This is a genomic window from Ralstonia sp. SA306, assembly GCF_054792405.1.
The window spans coordinates 168,803-184,826 of record NZ_CP096452.1 but is presented as its reverse complement, the minus strand read 5'-3'; the positions used below and the strand labels follow the sequence as shown (position 1 = coordinate 184,826).

Here is a 16,024-nt window from a genome sequence, read left to right as displayed (position 1 = left end):
AGACGCATGGCGAAAATCTGCATCGTGGGGGCCGGCTCGATCGGCTGCTATCTGGGTGGCCGTCTGCTGGCAGCCGGTGCCGATGTTTCGCTGGTCGGCCGCGCGCGCATCGGCAACGCGCTGCGTGAGCACGGCCTCACCTTGACGGACTACCGCAACGGCCGCTGGCAGGTACCGGCGGCTGAGGTGCGCTACGCGACCGATCCCGGCGCGGCCGCCGATGCCGATCTCGTGCTCGTCACGGTCAAATCTGCAGCCACGCAGTCCGTGGCCGATGAGCTGAAGCCCCTGCTACGCGCAGGCGCCATCGTCATCAGCTTCCAGAACGGGCTTGGCAATGCCGACGTGCTGCGGGCCACCCTGCCGCAGCACACCGTGCTGGCCGGCATGGTGCCCTTCAATGTGATGCAGCCTGGCCCCGGCGCCTTCCACCAAGGCACGGGCGGTGAGCTGGAAGTGGCAGCGTCACCCTTGCTGCAGCCGTTTCTCGGTGATTTCCTCCGCGCGGGTCTGGCGCTCACGGAACGGACCGACATGACAGCCGTGCAGTGGGCAAAGCTGCTGCTCAACCTGAACAACGCCATCAACGCACTGGCCAACCGGCCACTGAAAGAAGAGCTGTCGCAGCGTGCATATCGGCGCTGCCTCGCGCTGGCGCAAATGGAGGCGCTGCGGCTGCTGTCGCGCGCGGGCATCCAGCTCGCCAAGCTGACGCCCATACCGCCCGCCTGGATTCCACGCCTGCTCGCCACACCCGATGCGGTGTTTGCGCGGCTGGGCGGCAAGATGCTCGCCATTGATCCGCTCGCGCGTTCGTCCATGTCCGACGACCTTGCCGCCGGACGCACGACCGAAGTCGACTGGATCAACGGCGAAGTTGTGCGCCTGGCGGAGCGCCTGGGGCAACGCGCCCCCGTGAACGCGCAGCTGTGTGCGATGGTGCATGCCGCCGAATCTGCTGCCACGCGCCCAAGCTGGTCAGGCAGTGATCTGCTGGCGGCCTTGCGGGCTGCGGGTTAGTCGGCGCCGGCCTCGCTCGCGTCCAGCAACAACGTCATGTCCTGAATCTCGATGTGGCCATAGCGCAGGCGGATCGCACCGAGCTTGACCAGCGCCTGCAGCTCCTTGCTGAGCGTCTGCCGGCTGATGCCCAACATCATCGCCAGCGCGTCTTGCGAGGTGGAGATGCTCGCGCGGCCTTCTGCCGATTGCGACACATCGCCGTGCGCCAGTGAAGCAATACGCCGCGCCACACGTGCCCGCGTACCGTGCAGCGCCGCGCTCGCCAGCGAGCCATACGCCAGGCGCAAGCGCGTCGCCACCAGCCGCGCAATCGCTCCGGCAAATGCGGCATCGCGCATCAGTGCTTCAAAGCGCGCCACGCTCACCCCCAGCACGTCCGAATCTTCCAGCGCGATTGCGCAATGGCCGCGCGGTTGTTGATCAAGCGTCGACACCCCGCCAAACCAGTTGCCAGGTTCCACCAACGTGAGGATGGCCTCATCTCCGTCAGCGTTGAAGATGGAAAGTTTGAGCGCGCCACTGGCCACGCCAAAGAAGGCATGCGAACCGGCGTCCATCGGATCGCCCTGGCGAAAGAGAAATGCGCCGGCTGCGATGTGCAGGGGCACCGCAGCTTCGAGCAGCGCATTGGCCACGTGGGGTGGCAGGCTCTGGAACCATGGGTTGGTGGTAAATGCGTGCGTCACGATTCTGTTCCCGCCCCTCAAGCCCGCCGCCCTAGCACCCATCCGACCGACAGCACATACCGGCTGCCACCCACCACGCGCGTCACGCTGTGCTCGCACGCATCGGGGCGGAAAAGCTTGATGCGCCGCGTCTGGAAGATCGGGCTGGCACAGACGAACTCGCCGCCCGCCCTCGGTGACTTCAGCACGATGTTCAGCCGATAGTGCCGGCCGTTCGTTACGGGGTCGGTATGCGGCGGAATTTCTGAACCGTCCGGATAGCGGATCAGGTAGCTATCAAACGGGATGGGCCACAGCGCGGTGGCCAGCAGCATCTTGTCGTAGCCGGTGCCCTGGCGTCCGCGCTGCCAGCGGAAGGCTGTGCTGAAGAATGCGCGCAAGGAAGACATGGAAGCGGAGCAGCCCGATGGAATCCGGGCATGGTAGCCGGGAACTATCGGCGCTTGTCGAATTTCTTCCAGTACCCGAACGGCTCCTGATGGCACTCGTAGTCCAGCTCGGCCACACGCGTGTGCAGGCGTTCCTGCGCCTCCTGCACGGCAAGGTTGTAGACCACCGGGCCGATCTCTTCCAGAAAGAAACTCAGCAGCGCACCGGCCTGAATGTTGCCGATGCGCTCTTCCATGTGCTCGGTGAAGTAACGCTGGATGGATTGCACGGCCTCTTCGCGGACGTCGCGGTCAAGTTCGATGGGCATGCGAGGGGCTCAGTGGCGGATGGAACCGCCAGCTTACTGCCCGCGGCCATACGCATCCAGCAGCTTGAGCGTGACACCGTTGGTCCAGCCGAAGCCGTCCTGCAACGGGTATTCCCCTCCGCCACCGCCCGTGCCCGTTCCATCCACGATGTATTTCTCGACGAGCTTCTGCTGGCTGGCGTAGAGCTGCTCGACGCTGCCGAGAAAACGCTCGCCGATTGCCTGCGCGAGTGGCTGCCAGCCGTATCGCTGCGCGCCGCGCAGCGCGATCCATTGCAGCGGCGCCCAGCCGTTGGGCGCATCCCACTGCTGGCCTGTCTTGAAGGTGGTGGTGGACAGCCCGCCCACCTGCAGCAGCGCCTGCTGCGTCCACTGCAACGTCTTCCACGCGCGATTTGGCCGTGCGGCGCCCACAAACAGCGGATACGTCATCGCAGCAGACTTGTTGTCGCGAATGCGGCCGAGCTGCCAGTCGTAGTCTGCGTAGTAGCCGGCGGGGTGCCACAGGTAGCGCTCGATGGCGACGGAACGTTTTCCGGCGCGCACTGAATACTCGACCGTGCATGCAAAATCGCGCGCCGCTGTGCAGCCGCGCGCGATGGTCTTCTCCAGTTGGAACATCAGGCTGTTCAAATCCACCGGCACGATCGACGTGGTGCGAATGGTGCCCAGCGTGGCGTTGTCGCCGAACCAGCGCGAGCTGAAATCCCAGCCGCTTTCGGCCGCTGCGCGCAGGTCGCGCCAGACTTCGTTGGCGGGGCGTGCGGGTGTTTGCTGCGCGGTGGTCATGTCTTGCAGATAGGACTCGGGGCGCGGGGTGTCCTGGTCGTCCCAGTAACGGTTGAGGACAACGCCGTCGCGCATGACGACGACGTTGTTGCTCGCCTGCCCGACGGGCGTGGTGGTGGCGCCGCGCATCCAGTACGCATACTCCTTGCGCAGTTGCGGCAGGTAGCGCTTGAGCGCCGCGTCGCCCTCCTGCTGAGCGGCCAGCTCGACCATCAACGCAAAGAACGGCGGCTGCGAGCGGCTGAGGTAATACGTGCGATTTCCGTTGGGAATGTGGCCGAACTGATCAATGGCATAGGCGAAATTGTCTAGCATGTTGTCGACCAGGTCTTCGCGGCCAGCCTCCTGCAGACCCAGCATGGTGAAGTAGGTATCCCAGTAATAGCCCTCGCGAAAACGGCCGCCGGGCACGACGTACGGCTTGGGCAGAGGAATGAGCGAGCTGTTGTCAGGCGCGGTGGTCGTCGTGCGCGTGAGCGCCGGCCAGAGCCAGTCGATGTGTGCGCGCAAGGTCTGCCCTGCAGGCGGTGTCACGGGCGTATCCACCGGTGGCGTGAAGTACTGATCGACAAACGCCTTGAGCGAGAAACCCGGCACGTTCTTCTGTGCCTGGTAGGCCCGCAGGATGACGGCCGGTGCGGCTTTGGGCACGGCATCGACAAACGTCTTCTGATCCGGATACACCTGCGCGGTCTGCACGGCCACGAACAAGTCGCCGTAGAGCTTGTCGGGCGACGGCGGCAGCGCGGCACCCACGCCCACATCGGCCAATGCGGACGACGCCGCCAAACCGAACGCCAGCCATGCAGCAACATTGGCCGCGCGGCACCGGATCAAAAAGTGAGCCTGTCGATGCATCGTCATCTCCTGCCTGGTGGACGGAAAGCCAGTCCAGAAAAGGAGACGCGGACAGCGTTGTCAAATCGACAGGTTTTGCGCAAAACGGCGGCGTACCGAAGCGCAAGAGATGGCGCCGTATTGAGCGCTGCGGGCAAGCAACTTGCTGATGCGCGGCGATGCTTGGCCCGCCCGTCGGGCCCGTCGGTCCTACGCTGGAACCTGCTCTACCCGCGCACGACCTCGTAGCGCATCTCCACGAAGGTGTTCTTGTAGGGCACTGCGGAAGTGAGCTTGAGCGCGGGCTGCACGATGCGGCGTGGCAACAGCGGCAGTCCGGAGCCCAGGGTGACAGGCATCACCTGCACGATGAGTTCATCAAGCAGCCCTGCATCGAGAAACTTGCCGGCGAGTTCACCACCACCAACGATCCAGAGATTGCGTCCGCCGGCTGCCGCGAGCATGTCGCGGTGCACGGGCGCCACATCACCACGCACGAAGCGGATGTCTGCACCTTGCACCGCCGGCAGCGTGCGCGATGTGAAGACCCACGCGGGCTGCACGTAAGGCCATGGCTGGGCTTGCCCCGCCGGGCCGGGCTTGGTCAGTTCGCGCAGCAGCCATTCGTAGGTGGACGCACCCATCGCCAGCGCGCCGACGTCGCGAATGAAGCCGTCGTAGCTCGTGCCTTCCAGCGAGCCAAACTGCATCAGCCAATCGAGCGAGTGATCCGTCGTGGCGATGAAGCCGTCCAGGGTGGTAGCGGCGTAGTACTGCGTCTTCGACATGGCGGGCTCCCGTTGAAATTTAGGAGCGAGATGTTACGCCGCACGAATTGCCATTGCCTTGCGCAGCGCTACGCCACCGTAACGACGTTGCCAGCATCGGCAGCGCAAATCCGGTTGCGCCCCTGATGCTTGGCGTCGTACAGCGCGCGGTCTGCGCGTGCGCTCAGCCGGTCGAACGATTCGCCGGGTTGCCACGCCGCCACGCCACCGCTGATGCTGTAGCGGCACGGCTGCGCACCAGCCATGACAACTTGCGCGGCGGCAGCTTTGCGCAAGCGGTCTGCGAGATGCATGGCGTTGCCGCTGTCAGTGTCAGGCAGCAGCAGCGCAAACTCTTCGCCACCGATGCGCCCGAGCACGTCGGTCGGCCGCAGTTGCACATGCGCCATCTGCACGAACGCGCGCAGCACCGCATCACCGGCGGCATGACCGAGGCTGTCGTTGATGCGCTTGAAGTGATCCAGATCGAGAATCAGTAATGCGAGCGGCTTGGCGTGTCGCTGCACACGGCCGACATGGCGGCGCGCCAGCGCCTCAAAGCCCTGGCGCGACAGCGCTCCGGTCAGGAAATCGCGGTTGGCCGCATCGCGCGCGTCGGCCAGCAGCGCATCATGCACCATCAGCATGGCCGACATCGACAGGATGGGCATGATCGCCGCCGCCACCACGAGCAGCAGCACGCTGCCGGCGCTGGCAAACATGCTCGGGCTGGAAGCCGCACCCAGCGTCAGGAAATAGACACCGCGTACGAGCTGACAGGCGCCGAACACGAGCGCAATGATGGCCGTGACCCGATACGGATAGGTCGGTCGACCAGCGGGCGAATGGCGCACCAGCATCCACGCCAGTGCCGTGCAGAATGCGGCGGAAAACAGCGTGGTCGAAAACACCCGCATGGGGATGCTGTCGACGGCGTAGCGCCAATAGATGACTGCCACCCCCACCGCCGCCACGCCCGCCAGCAGGACCGGCCACTGTGGCCGGCGGCCGAGAAACCGCGCACAGCCCGCGTAGTAGGCAGCACCACCCAGCGCCAACAAGACATTGGCCACAACCACCGAGAGGCTGTCAGGAATCTTCCCGCGCAGCAGGATCAATGGCAACGCCAGCACCACAGCCAGATTGGCACCAAACCATTCGGCAATGCCGGCCTTGCCGGCGCGCAGCAACGAACCCAGCAGCCCCAGGAGCACAAAGCTCATCAGCGCCGACGTGGCAATGGCGACGCCTGGATCCAGCATGAGCACTCCCGCAAGTCTTCTGTGGCGGGGATTCTACGAAAAGCGGCGCATTGCGGACATCACCGGGTGGTGGGGCACAACCTGGGCCGAAAGCCGCAAATCAACGCAGCCGGTGGCTTCCATCGTGTGATGACAACCCTTGCATGAAGGAACCGCCGCGCAAGGTCAGGCCTTCGGCCCGAGATCGTCTACCGCATGTCCGCCGGCGGGCTGCAACGCAGCTTCGGCGGCGTCCACCTGTGCGGGCTCGGCGTCGATGGTCAGCAGAAAGCGCCCGCCGATCACGACATTCTGGAATTTGCGTTCGTAGGTCTCGGCGTTTTCGCCGCCGGGCTCGTAGTCGCCGCAGAGGAAGTTGCCGCACAAGGCACCTGCCTCGTCGCCCTGGTGCGACAGCGCGACGCGCTCCAGCGTGAGGCCGGTGTTGAGCACGGCTTGGCGGGCTGCCTCAGCAGCAGCATGGTCTGTGAAGATGCGGACGATGGTTGGCATGGGGTTCTCCTCGTCGTGGTGAACCCAAAGTTGACGCATCGGCCGTGCCCAGCGGCACGCCGGGCGGGTGGCTCAGAACAGCGCCATCTGCCGCATCCCAAACCCGATCGCCTCTTCCACCCGCATGCGCGCGTGCGTGAGCGACCCCTCGATGCCCGAGAGCGTGCCGGCCAGCCAGCGGTAAAGCAGCGGCGCCTGACCGCGCGGACTCAGGTGGATTTCACCGAGCTTCTTGCCGCGCTTGTCACGGTAGTAGTGGGAGCGGTAGCCGCGTTCCCAATGCGTGATCGGGCCGCGCCATCGGCGCAAGCGGCGGGGTTTGGTGGGGGACGTTTCGGCTGGTGATGCCGACGCTGGTTCCTCCCAGCCGAAAGCGGGTTTGGCAAACAGCGGCAAACCTTCCAGATCGGGGTAGAAATCCATCGTCGTATGCTCAGCTAGCCGCGCCGCCGCAGGCTTTGCAGACAAACACGGCGCGCAGCCCGCATGATACCTGGGTTTATGGCAGACAGCACGTGCAAACGGCCTAACGGCGGGCATCGGAACAACGTTGCGCACGTCGTCCGATCAGCGCTTCGGTATGATGGCCGTTCCCAGTTTCATGACACGCGGCAATCGACCGGTACCTAGCATGAAGAACGCCCTTAACACGTTGATGACACCCCGAATCGCCTGCACCCTGTTGTTGGCGGCAAGCTTCGCCACCCAGGCCCACGCCCAGGAAGGCGCCTTCGTGCCGCTACTCCGCCATGTGGCCGATCGGCTGGTCACCGCTGACCAGGTTGCGCTGAGCAAATGGGACAGCGGCCAGTCGGTCTACGACCCGGCGCGCGAGGACAAGGTCATCGCCAATGCCTCGGCGCAGGCGCCCGCCTACGGCTTGGCGGCGGCAGACGTGAGCAACGTCTTCACAGACCAGATCGAGGCGAACAAGGAGGTGCAATACGCCCTGCTGAACGACTGGCGCCGGGCCGGGGCTGCGCCCACCGCGCAACGGCAGAGCCTGCCGGATGTGATCCGCCCCAAGCTGGACGGGCTACAGAAATCCATCCTGCAAGCACTGCGCGACGCTGCCCCCGCACGCGGCCAGGCGGATTGCCCGGTGCAGGTAGCAAACGACATCGGCCGTGTCGTGCATGAGAAATCGCTCGACACCCTGCATCGGATTGCACTGGACCGTGCAACGGCAAGGCTCTGCAGCCCCCGCTGATCCCATGAAAAAACGGCGCGGTCCTGAAAGGGCACGCGCCGCAGCATCCGTCACGCTTGTTAGGGAAATCAGGGCGTGGGCGTCCAGCTCGCGCCGTTGCCATCCTTGAAGCTGGCGAACACCTTGGCGGTGGTGTTGAGCCCGCTCAAATCAATGGCGCTGGTGGCATATTGGGTATCGCGACCCGACATGCTCAACGCATTGCCGGCCGCGTCCATGCTGAGCCATTCGCGCCACCCTGCGGTGGCGGTTGGTGTTCCGGGGTACGGTGCCATGGCGCCGTTGGTGTTCGGATCTTCCCAGCCGCCGCTTGCGATGTGTGTGCCCATCTTCGTGCTGATGTACGCAACTGTGTCGCAATACAGTTGAGCATTGCCGAAACTGCCGGTGCCCGTGTATTGCTGGGTGCAGTAGCTGTTCGCGGCCTGGGTGGCACCGGTCAGGGATCGTGCGAGATAGGTGGTCCCCGCAGGCACCGTGACATCCGCGGTCAACGCGCTGTTGAGCACCACGAAGCCCGGGTAACCCGTGGCCGCACGGGCCTGGATGATGGCGTTGGCGCTATAGCTGCCGCCCGAGCCTGCAATCGGGTCAAACGTCGTATGCAGCTCGCTCTGCTCGAACAGTGCCGCATAGGGCGAGCCCCAGATGAAGTCGACGTTTCCCGCAATGTAGGACTTGTAGTACCAGACCCAGCCCTTGGTCTGGATCGTATCCTGCGCGCTCAGGAAGTTCATGAAACTTGCCACCATGCGGCTGGCGGTCAGGGTTGAGGTGTTGTAGTAAAGCGCCTCGGCCTGGTTGTTGAAGTTCGACTGTCTGACGTGCGAGTTCTGCAACGTGAAGTTGGTGAGCTTGAGCAGGTCGGAGCCCTCCACCAGAAGGACGGAGCGGCCGCCCCCCAGGGCGCGCCGGGTGCCGCTGCCTTCCGTCGTGAGCGTTGTGGCCGGTGCTGTCTTGCTGCCGCCGGTGCCCGGGTTGTAAGACTCCGAGTTGTCCTGGTAGACGATGGTGCCCGCCTGGCTCTGGCCCGAGATCGTCAGGTTATTCACGTTGCGCAGGAACAGCTGCTCGTTGTAGCTGCCATCCTGGATCGTGATCGTCTTGCTGGCAGACGCGTTCGCGCTGCTGTTGCGCATGATCCAGTCGAGCGCACCCTGTACGGTGCGGAAGTCCGCCGTGCCGGTGCTGGCGACGGTCACGGCCGTCTGGGATGCCGGGGCGGCCTTGGTCGTGAAGGTCCACGCCGTAGGCGAGGTGATGCCCGCAAAGGGGGTACCGTTCATCTTGCCGGCCAATACACCGTTGTCGACGGTGACGTAGTACTTGGTGCCGTTGCTGAGCATGTTGTCATGCAGGCGGATGGTGGCCGTGTTGCCGGAAATCGTGACCGGCGTGTAGTACACATACCGCCACTGGGTCAGCCCGGTGTTGTTGCCCAGCGTGTCGATCTCGGTGTTGGCGGCCGGCATGTAGGTCTGCGTTTCGCCGCCGGCGGTGACCGGCGCTCCGCTGATATCGATCTGGTCGACCTGCACGCCCGTCGTGGCATTGAAGACCTTGACCAAGCCGGTTGCGCCCAAGGTGGGTGTGGCGTCAAAGCTGAGTTGCAGCCGTGTGTCGACATAGGCGGCGGTTTCTCCATTGGCGGGAACCAACCCGACCGCGTTCGTCGAGCCTGACGACGAACCACCGGAAGACCCCGATCCGCTGGAAGCCGCCGCGACAGTCACTGACGTACTGCAACTGCCCTGAGCCGCGCAGCCCGACACCCCTTCGCCGGACGTCGAGACAGAACTGGTGAGGCTACCGGCGGCTGTGGCCGTAGCCGTCAGGGTGACGGTCGCGGCGGCTCCGGCTGCGAGCCCCGCAGGAATCGTGCACGTGAGCGTGCTGACCGCCGGGCCGCATGTTGCACCCTGCGCGTTCACCGCGATACCGCCGACGTTGCCGGGCACGGTGGCCACCAGCGAAACGGTATCCCCGGTAGCGCCGCTTCCATTGTTCACGGCGGTGATCGTCCAGATCACACGATCGCCAACGGCGGCGCTCGTCTGGCTGGCGGTCTCGGACACATTCACAGAAGCGAGGTTGGCCGTTGCAGCCGAGCCGCCGCTTCCGCCGGTGGTGCTGCTGGCAGTGTCGGTGCCACCATCTCCGCCGCAGCCCGCCAACAGCAGTGCTGGCAGGGCTGCAACCACAACTGCGTGCTGGAACATTCTTGTCATTGTTGTCTCCTCTTCTTCTTTTGGTATGAGCGTGACGCAGTTGCGCTCAGTGAATCGACATCGGCGCATTCACTGCGGGGAAGTCCACGAACGCGCTCGTGCAGTCATAGGGCGCCGGCGTTGCCGTCCGGTTATCGAAGATATGGACGTGGTTGATGTCCTGGCCCGCGAGCAGCAGGCTGGCAAACGACACCGGCCCCGAACCCATCGTCAACTCCGCATAGGACGGCACGGGATTCGTCAGCTTGGTCGTTGCCCAACCCGGCAGAGAATCAAAGACCACGTTGTCGAAGACGACGTTGTAGAGATAGTTGAACTGGCTCTGCGACTGGTAGCCGCGCAGCAACAAGGCCGCGTTGGCGCCGTCATAGACGGAGCCGGCCACATCCAGGTAGCGGAAATTGCGCACCGTGATGTCGTGAAGGTTCGGGTAGAGCGCCTTGGCCGAGCCCGAAGCGTCGCCGTAGTACGGGTCCATCACGATCGGCTGTTGCAGACGCCGTGCGCACACACCGTCAACCGTCACATTCTTGACTTCACCGCCACGGCTATCGTCGGTCTTGATGCGAAAGCCGCTGGTGGCGCCCATGTCGAAGCCGTCGATGGTCAGGTCGCGGATCGTGATGCCGTTCATGCCGCTGTCTGTTTCGCTGCCGAGCGACATGCCGTGCGTGAAATAGAAGCGGTTGTGCAGGATCTGCACGTTGGAAACGGGGCCCGTGGTGCTGGCGTGCGACTTGATGGCGATGCCGTCGTCGCCATTGCTGATGTGGTTGAACGCAATGAGCACGTTCTGCGATTGGCCCGGGTCGATGCCGTCTGTGTTTTTGACGGTGGCAGGCGTAAAGCAGGTGCTGGGCGTGGTGGTATTGGGCGAACCTGAGACGACCGGCATCGTGTTGGCTGCGCATTGGTAGCCTGCCACGGAGTATTCGAGCGAGGGCGTCAGGATCTTGGTGCCCCAGGCGGTCACGCCGCTGACGCCGCTCGTGACAACGTGGAACTTCGGCGCGTTCTGCAACGTAATCCGATAGAGGCTGAAGTTGCTGCCGCCATTCACCTGGATCAGGCGCGGGTTGTTCTGGCTGGCGTTGCTCATGGTTTTGGTCAGCGCGCCGACATCCCACCACGTGAGCTTGTTGGCATACAGGCCGGAGGTGAGCACCTCGCCGCCGCGGCCGTCGATCACGCCGTCGCCGACCACACCGTTGCCATTGGGCGTCGTGGTGATGAGCGCGTTGCAGCCGTTGTCGCTGCTGGCGGTTTCGCCGCAATTGTTCTTGCCGCTGATCTGGTAGTCAGACGGCTTACGCGAGGCGAACAGCGTCACCCCCGCGTCGACCCACAGCGTGACGGACCCCGTCAAGACGATTGGGCCACTGAGGAATGCGTTTTGGCCTTGGCTTCCCTTGACGAGCTTCACTGCCTGCCCGGCAGGACAACCGTTGACGGCCGCCTGAATGTTGGCGGTGTCGGGCTCAGAGTTGGCCGGCGGCGCATCCACCGACGCGTCGAGCAGCCCCTTGCTGTTCTTGGTCAAGCTCGCGCTCAAGGTCGCACACACCGTAGTGGGTAGCGACGGCTCCTTGCCTTGCACGGCCGGATCAGAAAGCGCCGTGGCCGGCCAGAGCGCAGTGGAAGTTGTCGTAGATGTACCGGTGCCGACTCCAGGGCCGGTTCCAGGGCTGGTCGCGACACCACCACCGCTGCTGGCGATGTCGCTGCTGCTGCCATCACCGCCCCCGCAGCCGGTCAACGCAAGGCTGACAGATAGGCAGATCAGGCCGATGCAGGCACGCGCTGGCCGCACCGCTCTTGAATGGGTCATCGTGTTGTTCTCCTCGTTTTCTTCGTATGGGTGTGAATTCAGCGCGCATGCGAGCCGCTCGCAGGCGGACCAGCACGCGTTTGGCGAAGGCGGGCGCACGTGGGAATACGAGCGCCGAATGGGCGGATCAGCACGCGCCGGTATTGCGCCGTAACGTGCGTCGTGAAGGCGCGAAAAGCGTATGGGCGCGAGTTGGCGCCCACCGCCGGTGGCGGGGGTGTTCCATGCGTCTCCTCTCTGCTTTCTTGTTTTGGCGTCTACCGGAGGACTGCGTCTTTGCGAGCAGGCATGTCCCCGGTCAGCCAGTTTCTGATATATCAAAATCTATTAATTGATATATTAGAAGTCAAGGCAGGGTTTTCCCGGCAGAGCCGTAAGGCCGGCAAGACGGTAACAAAAAAAAGCCGGCCCCAGGGGACCGGCTATGCGAGAAGATGCAGCGCCGAGATTTACGTCAACCCAGATCCACAGGCACGAAGATCTTCGTATCGTCACGCTGTACGAGCAGGGCGACATGCTTGCCGGCGCGATCCACCAGCGTGCGCAACTCCTGCACCGACGACACCGGTGTGCCGTTGAGCGACAGGATCACGTCGCCGGGTTGGATGCCAACCTTGGCCGCCGGGCCGGTCACGTCCATCACCACCAGGCCGCCAGGCAGGCCGTTCTGGCGCTTCTCTTCCGGCTGCAGCGGTCGCACCGCCAGGCCCAGGCGGCCTTGGTCCGGCGCGGCCTTTTCACTGGATGCCACCTTGGCGTCCTTGGCGGCACCGACGGTCACAGTCAGTGTGGTCGGCTTGCCCTGGCGGATGATCTGCAGCGGCACGGTGGAGCCCGGCTTGATGTCGGCCACCTGCTCGGGCAGATCGCCCGACCGGTCGATCCGTGCACCGCCAATCTGCAGGATCACGTCGCCAGGTTGCAGGCCGGCCTTGGCTGCGGGGCCGCCGTCTTCCACCGAGTTGACCAATGCGCCTTCGGGCTTGGGCAGCTTGAAGGAATCGGCCAGCGACTGGTCGACCTCCTGCACCGCAATGCCCAGGCGGCCGCGCGTGACCTTGCCCGTCGACACAAGCTGCTGCTCCACCTTCATCGCCACATCAATCGGCACGGCAAACGACAAGCCCTGGTAGCCACCGGTCTGGCTGTAGATCTGCGAATTGATGCCGATCACCTCGCCGCGCTGATTGAACAGCGGGCCGCCCGAGTTGCCGGGGTTCACGGCCACATCGGTCTGGATGAACGGCACATAGGTATCGTCCGGCAGCGAGCGCGACTTGGCGCTCACGATGCCCGCCGTGACGGTGTTCTCGAAACCGTACGGCGAACCGATGGCCAGCACGGGCTCACCCACCTTGGTATTGGCTGGGCTGCCAATCTGCACGATCGGCAGGTTCTTGGCGGAGATGCGCAGCACTGCCACGTCGGATTGCTTGTCGACGCCGAGCACCTTGGCCTTGAACTCGCGGCGGTCCGTCAGCTTGACGTTGACCTCCTGCGCGCCATCCACCACGTGGGCGTTGGTCAGGATCAGGCCATCGGCCGAGACGATGAAGCCGGAGCCCAGACCGCGCACGATCTGGTCGCCGCGCTGCTGCGGCATCTGCGGCATGAACCGCTTGAAGAATTCGGAGAACGGATCATCCGGGCTCATGCCGGGCGGCAAGCCCTGCATGCTGGTGCGCTGCGCGTGCGCGGTGGTGCTGATGTTGACCACCGCCGGGCCGTAGCGATCGACGATGCCTGAGAAGTCCATTGGCGCCGCCACAGCCACCGGAGCTGCACCGGGAGCAGGCGCGGTTGTTGCCGTCGCAGTGGCCACGGGCGCCGCTACCGCACGCGAAATCATGTCTTTCTGCAGATAGGCATAGCCGCCTGCAACGGCGACCACTGCGGCCAGGCCAGCCGCACTGCGTGCCAGGGTTTGACGCGTCATTGTCGTGTCCTCTCTTGCTTAGCACGAGGGTCACGGCCTGCGGAGTCGCCTGTCGTGCCCATCGGTTGAAGGCATCGTAGGCGGGCAGACTTAAACGAGACTTAAAGGTGCAAGGCGCACGCGCACATCACACGAAACAAAATGTTTCTACGCATTGGCCTTGAATGGAAAGCGCAGCACCACGCGCAGGCCGCCACCCTCGCGCGCTTCCAGCGCCAGGGTTGCGTCGTGCGCCTGGGCGATCTCGCGCACGATGGCGAGGCCGAGGCCGCTACCGCCCGTGGGTGCCTGAGCAGGCCGATAAAAGCGATCGAGCACGCGTTCGCGTTCCTCCGCAGGGATGCCAGGGCCGTTGTCTTCCACCACCAGCTGCGCGCCACCGTCGGGCGTGTGTTCGGTTGATACATCGACGCGCGCACCGCGCGGGCAGTAGTTCAGCGCGTTGTCGACAAGGTTGACCAGCAGCACGCGCAGCGCATCAGCATTGCCGATGACCGATGCCGGCTGCGACTCCACCGCGACCCCCAAATCAATGCCCTTGTGCACTGCCGCCGGTGACAACTCGGCAAGCACGTCGGCCGCCACGGCGTCTAGCGCAACGGATGCGCGTTGCGTATCGGCCGCGCCCGGCTCCTGCCGCGCGAGCGTCAGCAACTGGCCAACGAGACGGATCATGCGTTCGACACCGCGATGCAGATCGGCATGCGCGGCGCGGCGTTCGTCTTCGTTCTCAGCGCGGTCGGCCACTTGCAACTGCAGCTTGAGGGCGGCCAGCGGCGTACGCAGCGCGTGTGCGGCATCGGCAACGAACGCGCGCTGGTGCGCAAGTGCGGTGCCGAGCCGCGCAAGCAGATCGTTCAATGCTTGTGTCAGCGGGCGGATCTCGTCAGGCAAACCCTGCGTGGGCAACGGCGACAGCGCTGCCGCATCGCGCGCCTGCACCTGCTTGGCCACCGAGCCCAGCGGCGCCAGCCCACGCCCGACCGCCAGCCACACGATCCATCCCAGCAGCGGCAGCAGGATCAGCAACGGTGCGACCGTACGCAGCGCCATGCGCGCCGCCACCTCGTGCCGCGCGCTATATGGCTGCGCGATCTGCACCACGGCGGGCCCGAACGCGACGCTGTAGATGCGCCACGGGCCCTCCGGCGTATTCGCGTCGGAAAAGCCGAGCTCCGCCTGGTCCGGCAGATCGGGCCGCGCGTGCGAGAGATACAGGCTGCGGCCAGTGCCGTCCCAGATGCGGATCACGACGTCATCGTCACGCGCAATGCCGGCGAGCGCCGGCGGCGGCGGGTCGATCCACTGGCTCGGCAGCGCGGCGGCCACCTGCTGCATCTGGTAGTCGAACAGCGCGTTGGCTTCCTGGCGCGCCTGCGCGTAGATCAGACCGGTGGCGATGACGATGCCCGCCAGCAGGCCGCCGGCCAGCCACCACAGCAGGGTTTTACGGATCGATTGCATGGCTTATTGGTGCGCGTCGCCAGCGGCAGGTTCCGCAGGCGACGTCGACGCCTCACGCGGAATCACATACCCCACGCCGCGGATGTTCTGGATGAAATGGCTACCAAGCTTCTTGCGCAACGCGTGAATGTAGACCTCGACCGTGTTGCTGCCCACCTCTTCATCCCAGCCGTAGAGGTTGTCTTGCAACTGGGCGATCGACCACACCTTGCCCGGCCGCGCAAGCAGCGCATGCAGCACCGCAAACTCGCGGCCCGACAGTTTGACCGGCACACCCGCGCGCAGCACCTCGCGGGTGACGGGGTTGAGCAGCACCTCGCCGTGGCGCATGAGCGGATCGGCGCGGCCGCCTTGTCTGCGCAGCAGCGCGTGCATGCGTGCCGCCAGCTCCTGGAGGTCGAAGGGCTTGACGAGGTAATCGTCTGCGCCGGCATTGAGACCGGCCACGCGGTCGGCCACCGCATCGCGCGCGGTCAGGATCAGGATGGGGATGGCGATGCCGCGCTGGCGCAGTTCGCGCACCACATCCAGCCCGTCGCGCTTGGGCAGGCCGAGGTCGAGCAGCATGAGGTCGAACATGGTGGCGCCGGACTCTGCGCCGGCGGCGCCAGGCGCCGTGATGGCGTGCACGGCTGCCTCGCCGTCACGCACCCAATCGATGGCGAAACCGTCGTGGCGCAAACCCTTGCGCACGCTGTCGCCGATCATGTCGTCGTCTTCTACGAGCAGTACGCGCATGGCGAATCAAAAATTAGCCGGGGAGGGCTCATTGTAGAACTGCTGCGCGGGCGGCCCGCACTTTGTG

At 64.8% G+C, this 16,024-nt stretch carries 15 protein-coding genes; 2 read left to right on the top strand and 13 right to left on the bottom strand.

The genetic code is table 11. The features are described 5' to 3' along the window. Positions 1 to 6: 6 nt before the first annotated feature. Positions 7 to 1,020 carry a 2-dehydropantoate 2-reductase gene (locus tag M1D44_RS17460; RefSeq protein WP_316853508.1) on the top strand — a complete coding sequence of 338 codons (1,014 nt, stop codon included), beginning with the start codon at positions 7 to 9 and terminating at the stop codon, positions 1,018 to 1,020. Here M1D44_RS17460 and M1D44_RS17455 read toward each other — a convergent pair. The 8 genes from M1D44_RS17455 to M1D44_RS17420 form a co-directional block, all read right to left on the bottom strand. After that, positions 1,017 to 1,709 carry a Crp/Fnr family transcriptional regulator gene (locus M1D44_RS17455; RefSeq protein WP_316683574.1) on the bottom strand — a complete coding sequence of 231 codons (693 nt, stop codon included), beginning with the start codon at positions 1,707 to 1,709 and terminating at the stop codon, positions 1,017 to 1,019. The genes M1D44_RS17460 and M1D44_RS17455 overlap by 4 nt on opposite strands. A gap of 17 nt (positions 1,710 to 1,726) precedes the next feature. Further along, the gene (locus tag M1D44_RS17450; RefSeq protein WP_024977922.1) at positions 1,727 to 2,098 is read right to left on the bottom strand and encodes a 2OG-Fe(II) oxygenase family protein; all 372 of its coding nucleotides are present in this window, start codon (positions 2,096 to 2,098) and stop codon (positions 1,727 to 1,729) included. A gap of 44 nt (positions 2,099 to 2,142) precedes the next feature. Continuing rightward, positions 2,143 to 2,406, bottom strand: coding sequence for a DUF2164 domain-containing protein (locus tag M1D44_RS17445; RefSeq protein ID WP_024977923.1), 264 nt, complete (start codon positions 2,404 to 2,406; stop codon positions 2,143 to 2,145). 33 nt (positions 2,407 to 2,439) lie between these two features. Continuing rightward, positions 2,440 to 4,053 carry an alpha,alpha-trehalase TreA gene (gene treA, locus M1D44_RS17440; protein ID WP_316853507.1) on the bottom strand — a complete coding sequence of 538 codons (1,614 nt, stop codon included), beginning with the start codon at positions 4,051 to 4,053 and terminating at the stop codon, positions 2,440 to 2,442. A 206-nt stretch (positions 4,054 to 4,259) separates the two neighbouring features. Further along, on the bottom strand, positions 4,260 to 4,820 hold the full coding sequence (locus tag M1D44_RS17435) for a dihydrofolate reductase family protein (RefSeq protein ID WP_024977925.1): 561 nt from the start codon (positions 4,818 to 4,820) through the stop codon (positions 4,260 to 4,262). A 68-nt stretch (positions 4,821 to 4,888) separates the two neighbouring features. After that, positions 4,889 to 6,061, bottom strand: coding sequence for a GGDEF domain-containing protein (locus M1D44_RS17430; RefSeq protein ID WP_024977926.1), 1,173 nt, complete (start codon positions 6,059 to 6,061; stop codon positions 4,889 to 4,891). A 165-nt stretch (positions 6,062 to 6,226) separates the two neighbouring features. Next, on the bottom strand, positions 6,227 to 6,553 hold the full coding sequence (locus tag M1D44_RS17425; protein ID WP_024977927.1) for a hypothetical protein: 327 nt from the start codon (positions 6,551 to 6,553) through the stop codon (positions 6,227 to 6,229). A 72-nt stretch (positions 6,554 to 6,625) separates the two neighbouring features. Then, positions 6,626 to 6,976, bottom strand: a complete 351-nt coding sequence (locus tag M1D44_RS17420; RefSeq protein WP_024977928.1) for a hypothetical protein — start codon at positions 6,974 to 6,976, stop codon at positions 6,626 to 6,628. A gap of 208 nt (positions 6,977 to 7,184) precedes the next feature. On the opposite strand from M1D44_RS17420, the gene M1D44_RS17415 reads away from it, so the two are divergent. Beyond that, a complete protein-coding gene (locus tag M1D44_RS17415) occupies positions 7,185 to 7,763 on the top strand; it encodes a chorismate mutase (RefSeq protein ID WP_428984659.1) in 579 nt (192 codons plus the stop codon). Positions 7,764 to 7,831: 68 nt separating this feature from the next. Here M1D44_RS17415 and M1D44_RS17410 read toward each other — a convergent pair whose 3' ends face one another. The 5 genes from M1D44_RS17410 to M1D44_RS17390 form a co-directional block, all read right to left on the bottom strand. Beyond that, positions 7,832 to 9,991: an Ig-like domain-containing protein gene (locus tag M1D44_RS17410; RefSeq protein WP_316853506.1), complete on the bottom strand. Its 2,160-nt coding sequence runs from the start codon at positions 9,989 to 9,991 to the stop codon at positions 7,832 to 7,834. 46 nt (positions 9,992 to 10,037) lie between these two features. Next, positions 10,038 to 11,819: a glycoside hydrolase family 28 protein gene (locus tag M1D44_RS17405; RefSeq protein WP_316853505.1), complete on the bottom strand. Its 1,782-nt coding sequence runs from the start codon at positions 11,817 to 11,819 to the stop codon at positions 10,038 to 10,040. 454 nt (positions 11,820 to 12,273) lie between these two features. Next, positions 12,274 to 13,755, bottom strand: coding sequence for a DegQ family serine endoprotease (locus M1D44_RS17400; RefSeq protein WP_024977932.1), 1,482 nt, complete (start codon positions 13,753 to 13,755; stop codon positions 12,274 to 12,276). Between the two features lie 147 nt (positions 13,756 to 13,902). After that, positions 13,903 to 15,219 (bottom strand): ATP-binding protein, encoded by a 1,317-nt coding sequence (locus M1D44_RS17395; protein ID WP_316853504.1) that lies wholly within the window; start codon positions 15,217 to 15,219, stop codon positions 13,903 to 13,905. Positions 15,220 to 15,222: 3 nt separating this feature from the next. Then, positions 15,223 to 15,957, bottom strand: coding sequence for a response regulator transcription factor (locus tag M1D44_RS17390; RefSeq protein ID WP_024977934.1), 735 nt, complete (start codon positions 15,955 to 15,957; stop codon positions 15,223 to 15,225). Positions 15,958 to 16,024: the final 67 nt, after the last annotated feature.

Bases quoted from the DNA above. Each gene is read 5' to 3' on its own strand.
- M1D44_RS17460 (WP_316853508.1), top strand. From the start codon at position 7: ATGGCGAAAATCTGCATCGTGGGGGCCGGCTCGATCGGCTGCTATCTG.
- M1D44_RS17450 (WP_024977922.1), bottom strand. From the start codon at position 2,098: ATGTCTTCCTTGCGCGCATTCTTCAGCACAGCCTTCCGCTGGCAGCGC.
- M1D44_RS17445 (WP_024977923.1), bottom strand. From the start codon at position 2,406: ATGCCCATCGAACTTGACCGCGACGTCCGCGAAGAGGCCGTGCAATCC.
- treA (WP_316853507.1), bottom strand. From the start codon at position 4,053: ATGCATCGACAGGCTCACTTTTTGATCCGGTGCCGCGCGGCCAATGTT.
- M1D44_RS17435 (WP_024977925.1), bottom strand. From the start codon at position 4,820: ATGTCGAAGACGCAGTACTACGCCGCTACCACCCTGGACGGCTTCATC.
- M1D44_RS17430 (WP_024977926.1), bottom strand. From the start codon at position 6,061: ATGCTGGATCCAGGCGTCGCCATTGCCACGTCGGCGCTGATGAGCTTT.
- M1D44_RS17425 (WP_024977927.1), bottom strand. From the start codon at position 6,553: ATGCCAACCATCGTCCGCATCTTCACAGACCATGCTGCTGCTGAGGCA.
- M1D44_RS17420 (WP_024977928.1), bottom strand. From the start codon at position 6,976: ATGGATTTCTACCCCGATCTGGAAGGTTTGCCGCTGTTTGCCAAACCC.
- M1D44_RS17415 (WP_428984659.1), top strand. From the start codon at position 7,185: ATGAAGAACGCCCTTAACACGTTGATGACACCCCGAATCGCCTGCACC.
- M1D44_RS17410 (WP_316853506.1), bottom strand. From the start codon at position 9,991: ATGACAAGAATGTTCCAGCACGCAGTTGTGGTTGCAGCCCTGCCAGCA.
- M1D44_RS17405 (WP_316853505.1), bottom strand. From the start codon at position 11,819: ATGACCCATTCAAGAGCGGTGCGGCCAGCGCGTGCCTGCATCGGCCTG.
- M1D44_RS17400 (WP_024977932.1), bottom strand. From the start codon at position 13,755: ATGACGCGTCAAACCCTGGCACGCAGTGCGGCTGGCCTGGCCGCAGTG.
- M1D44_RS17395 (WP_316853504.1), bottom strand. From the start codon at position 15,219: ATGCAATCGATCCGTAAAACCCTGCTGTGGTGGCTGGCCGGCGGCCTG.
- M1D44_RS17390 (WP_024977934.1), bottom strand. From the start codon at position 15,957: ATGCGCGTACTGCTCGTAGAAGACGACGACATGATCGGCGACAGCGTG.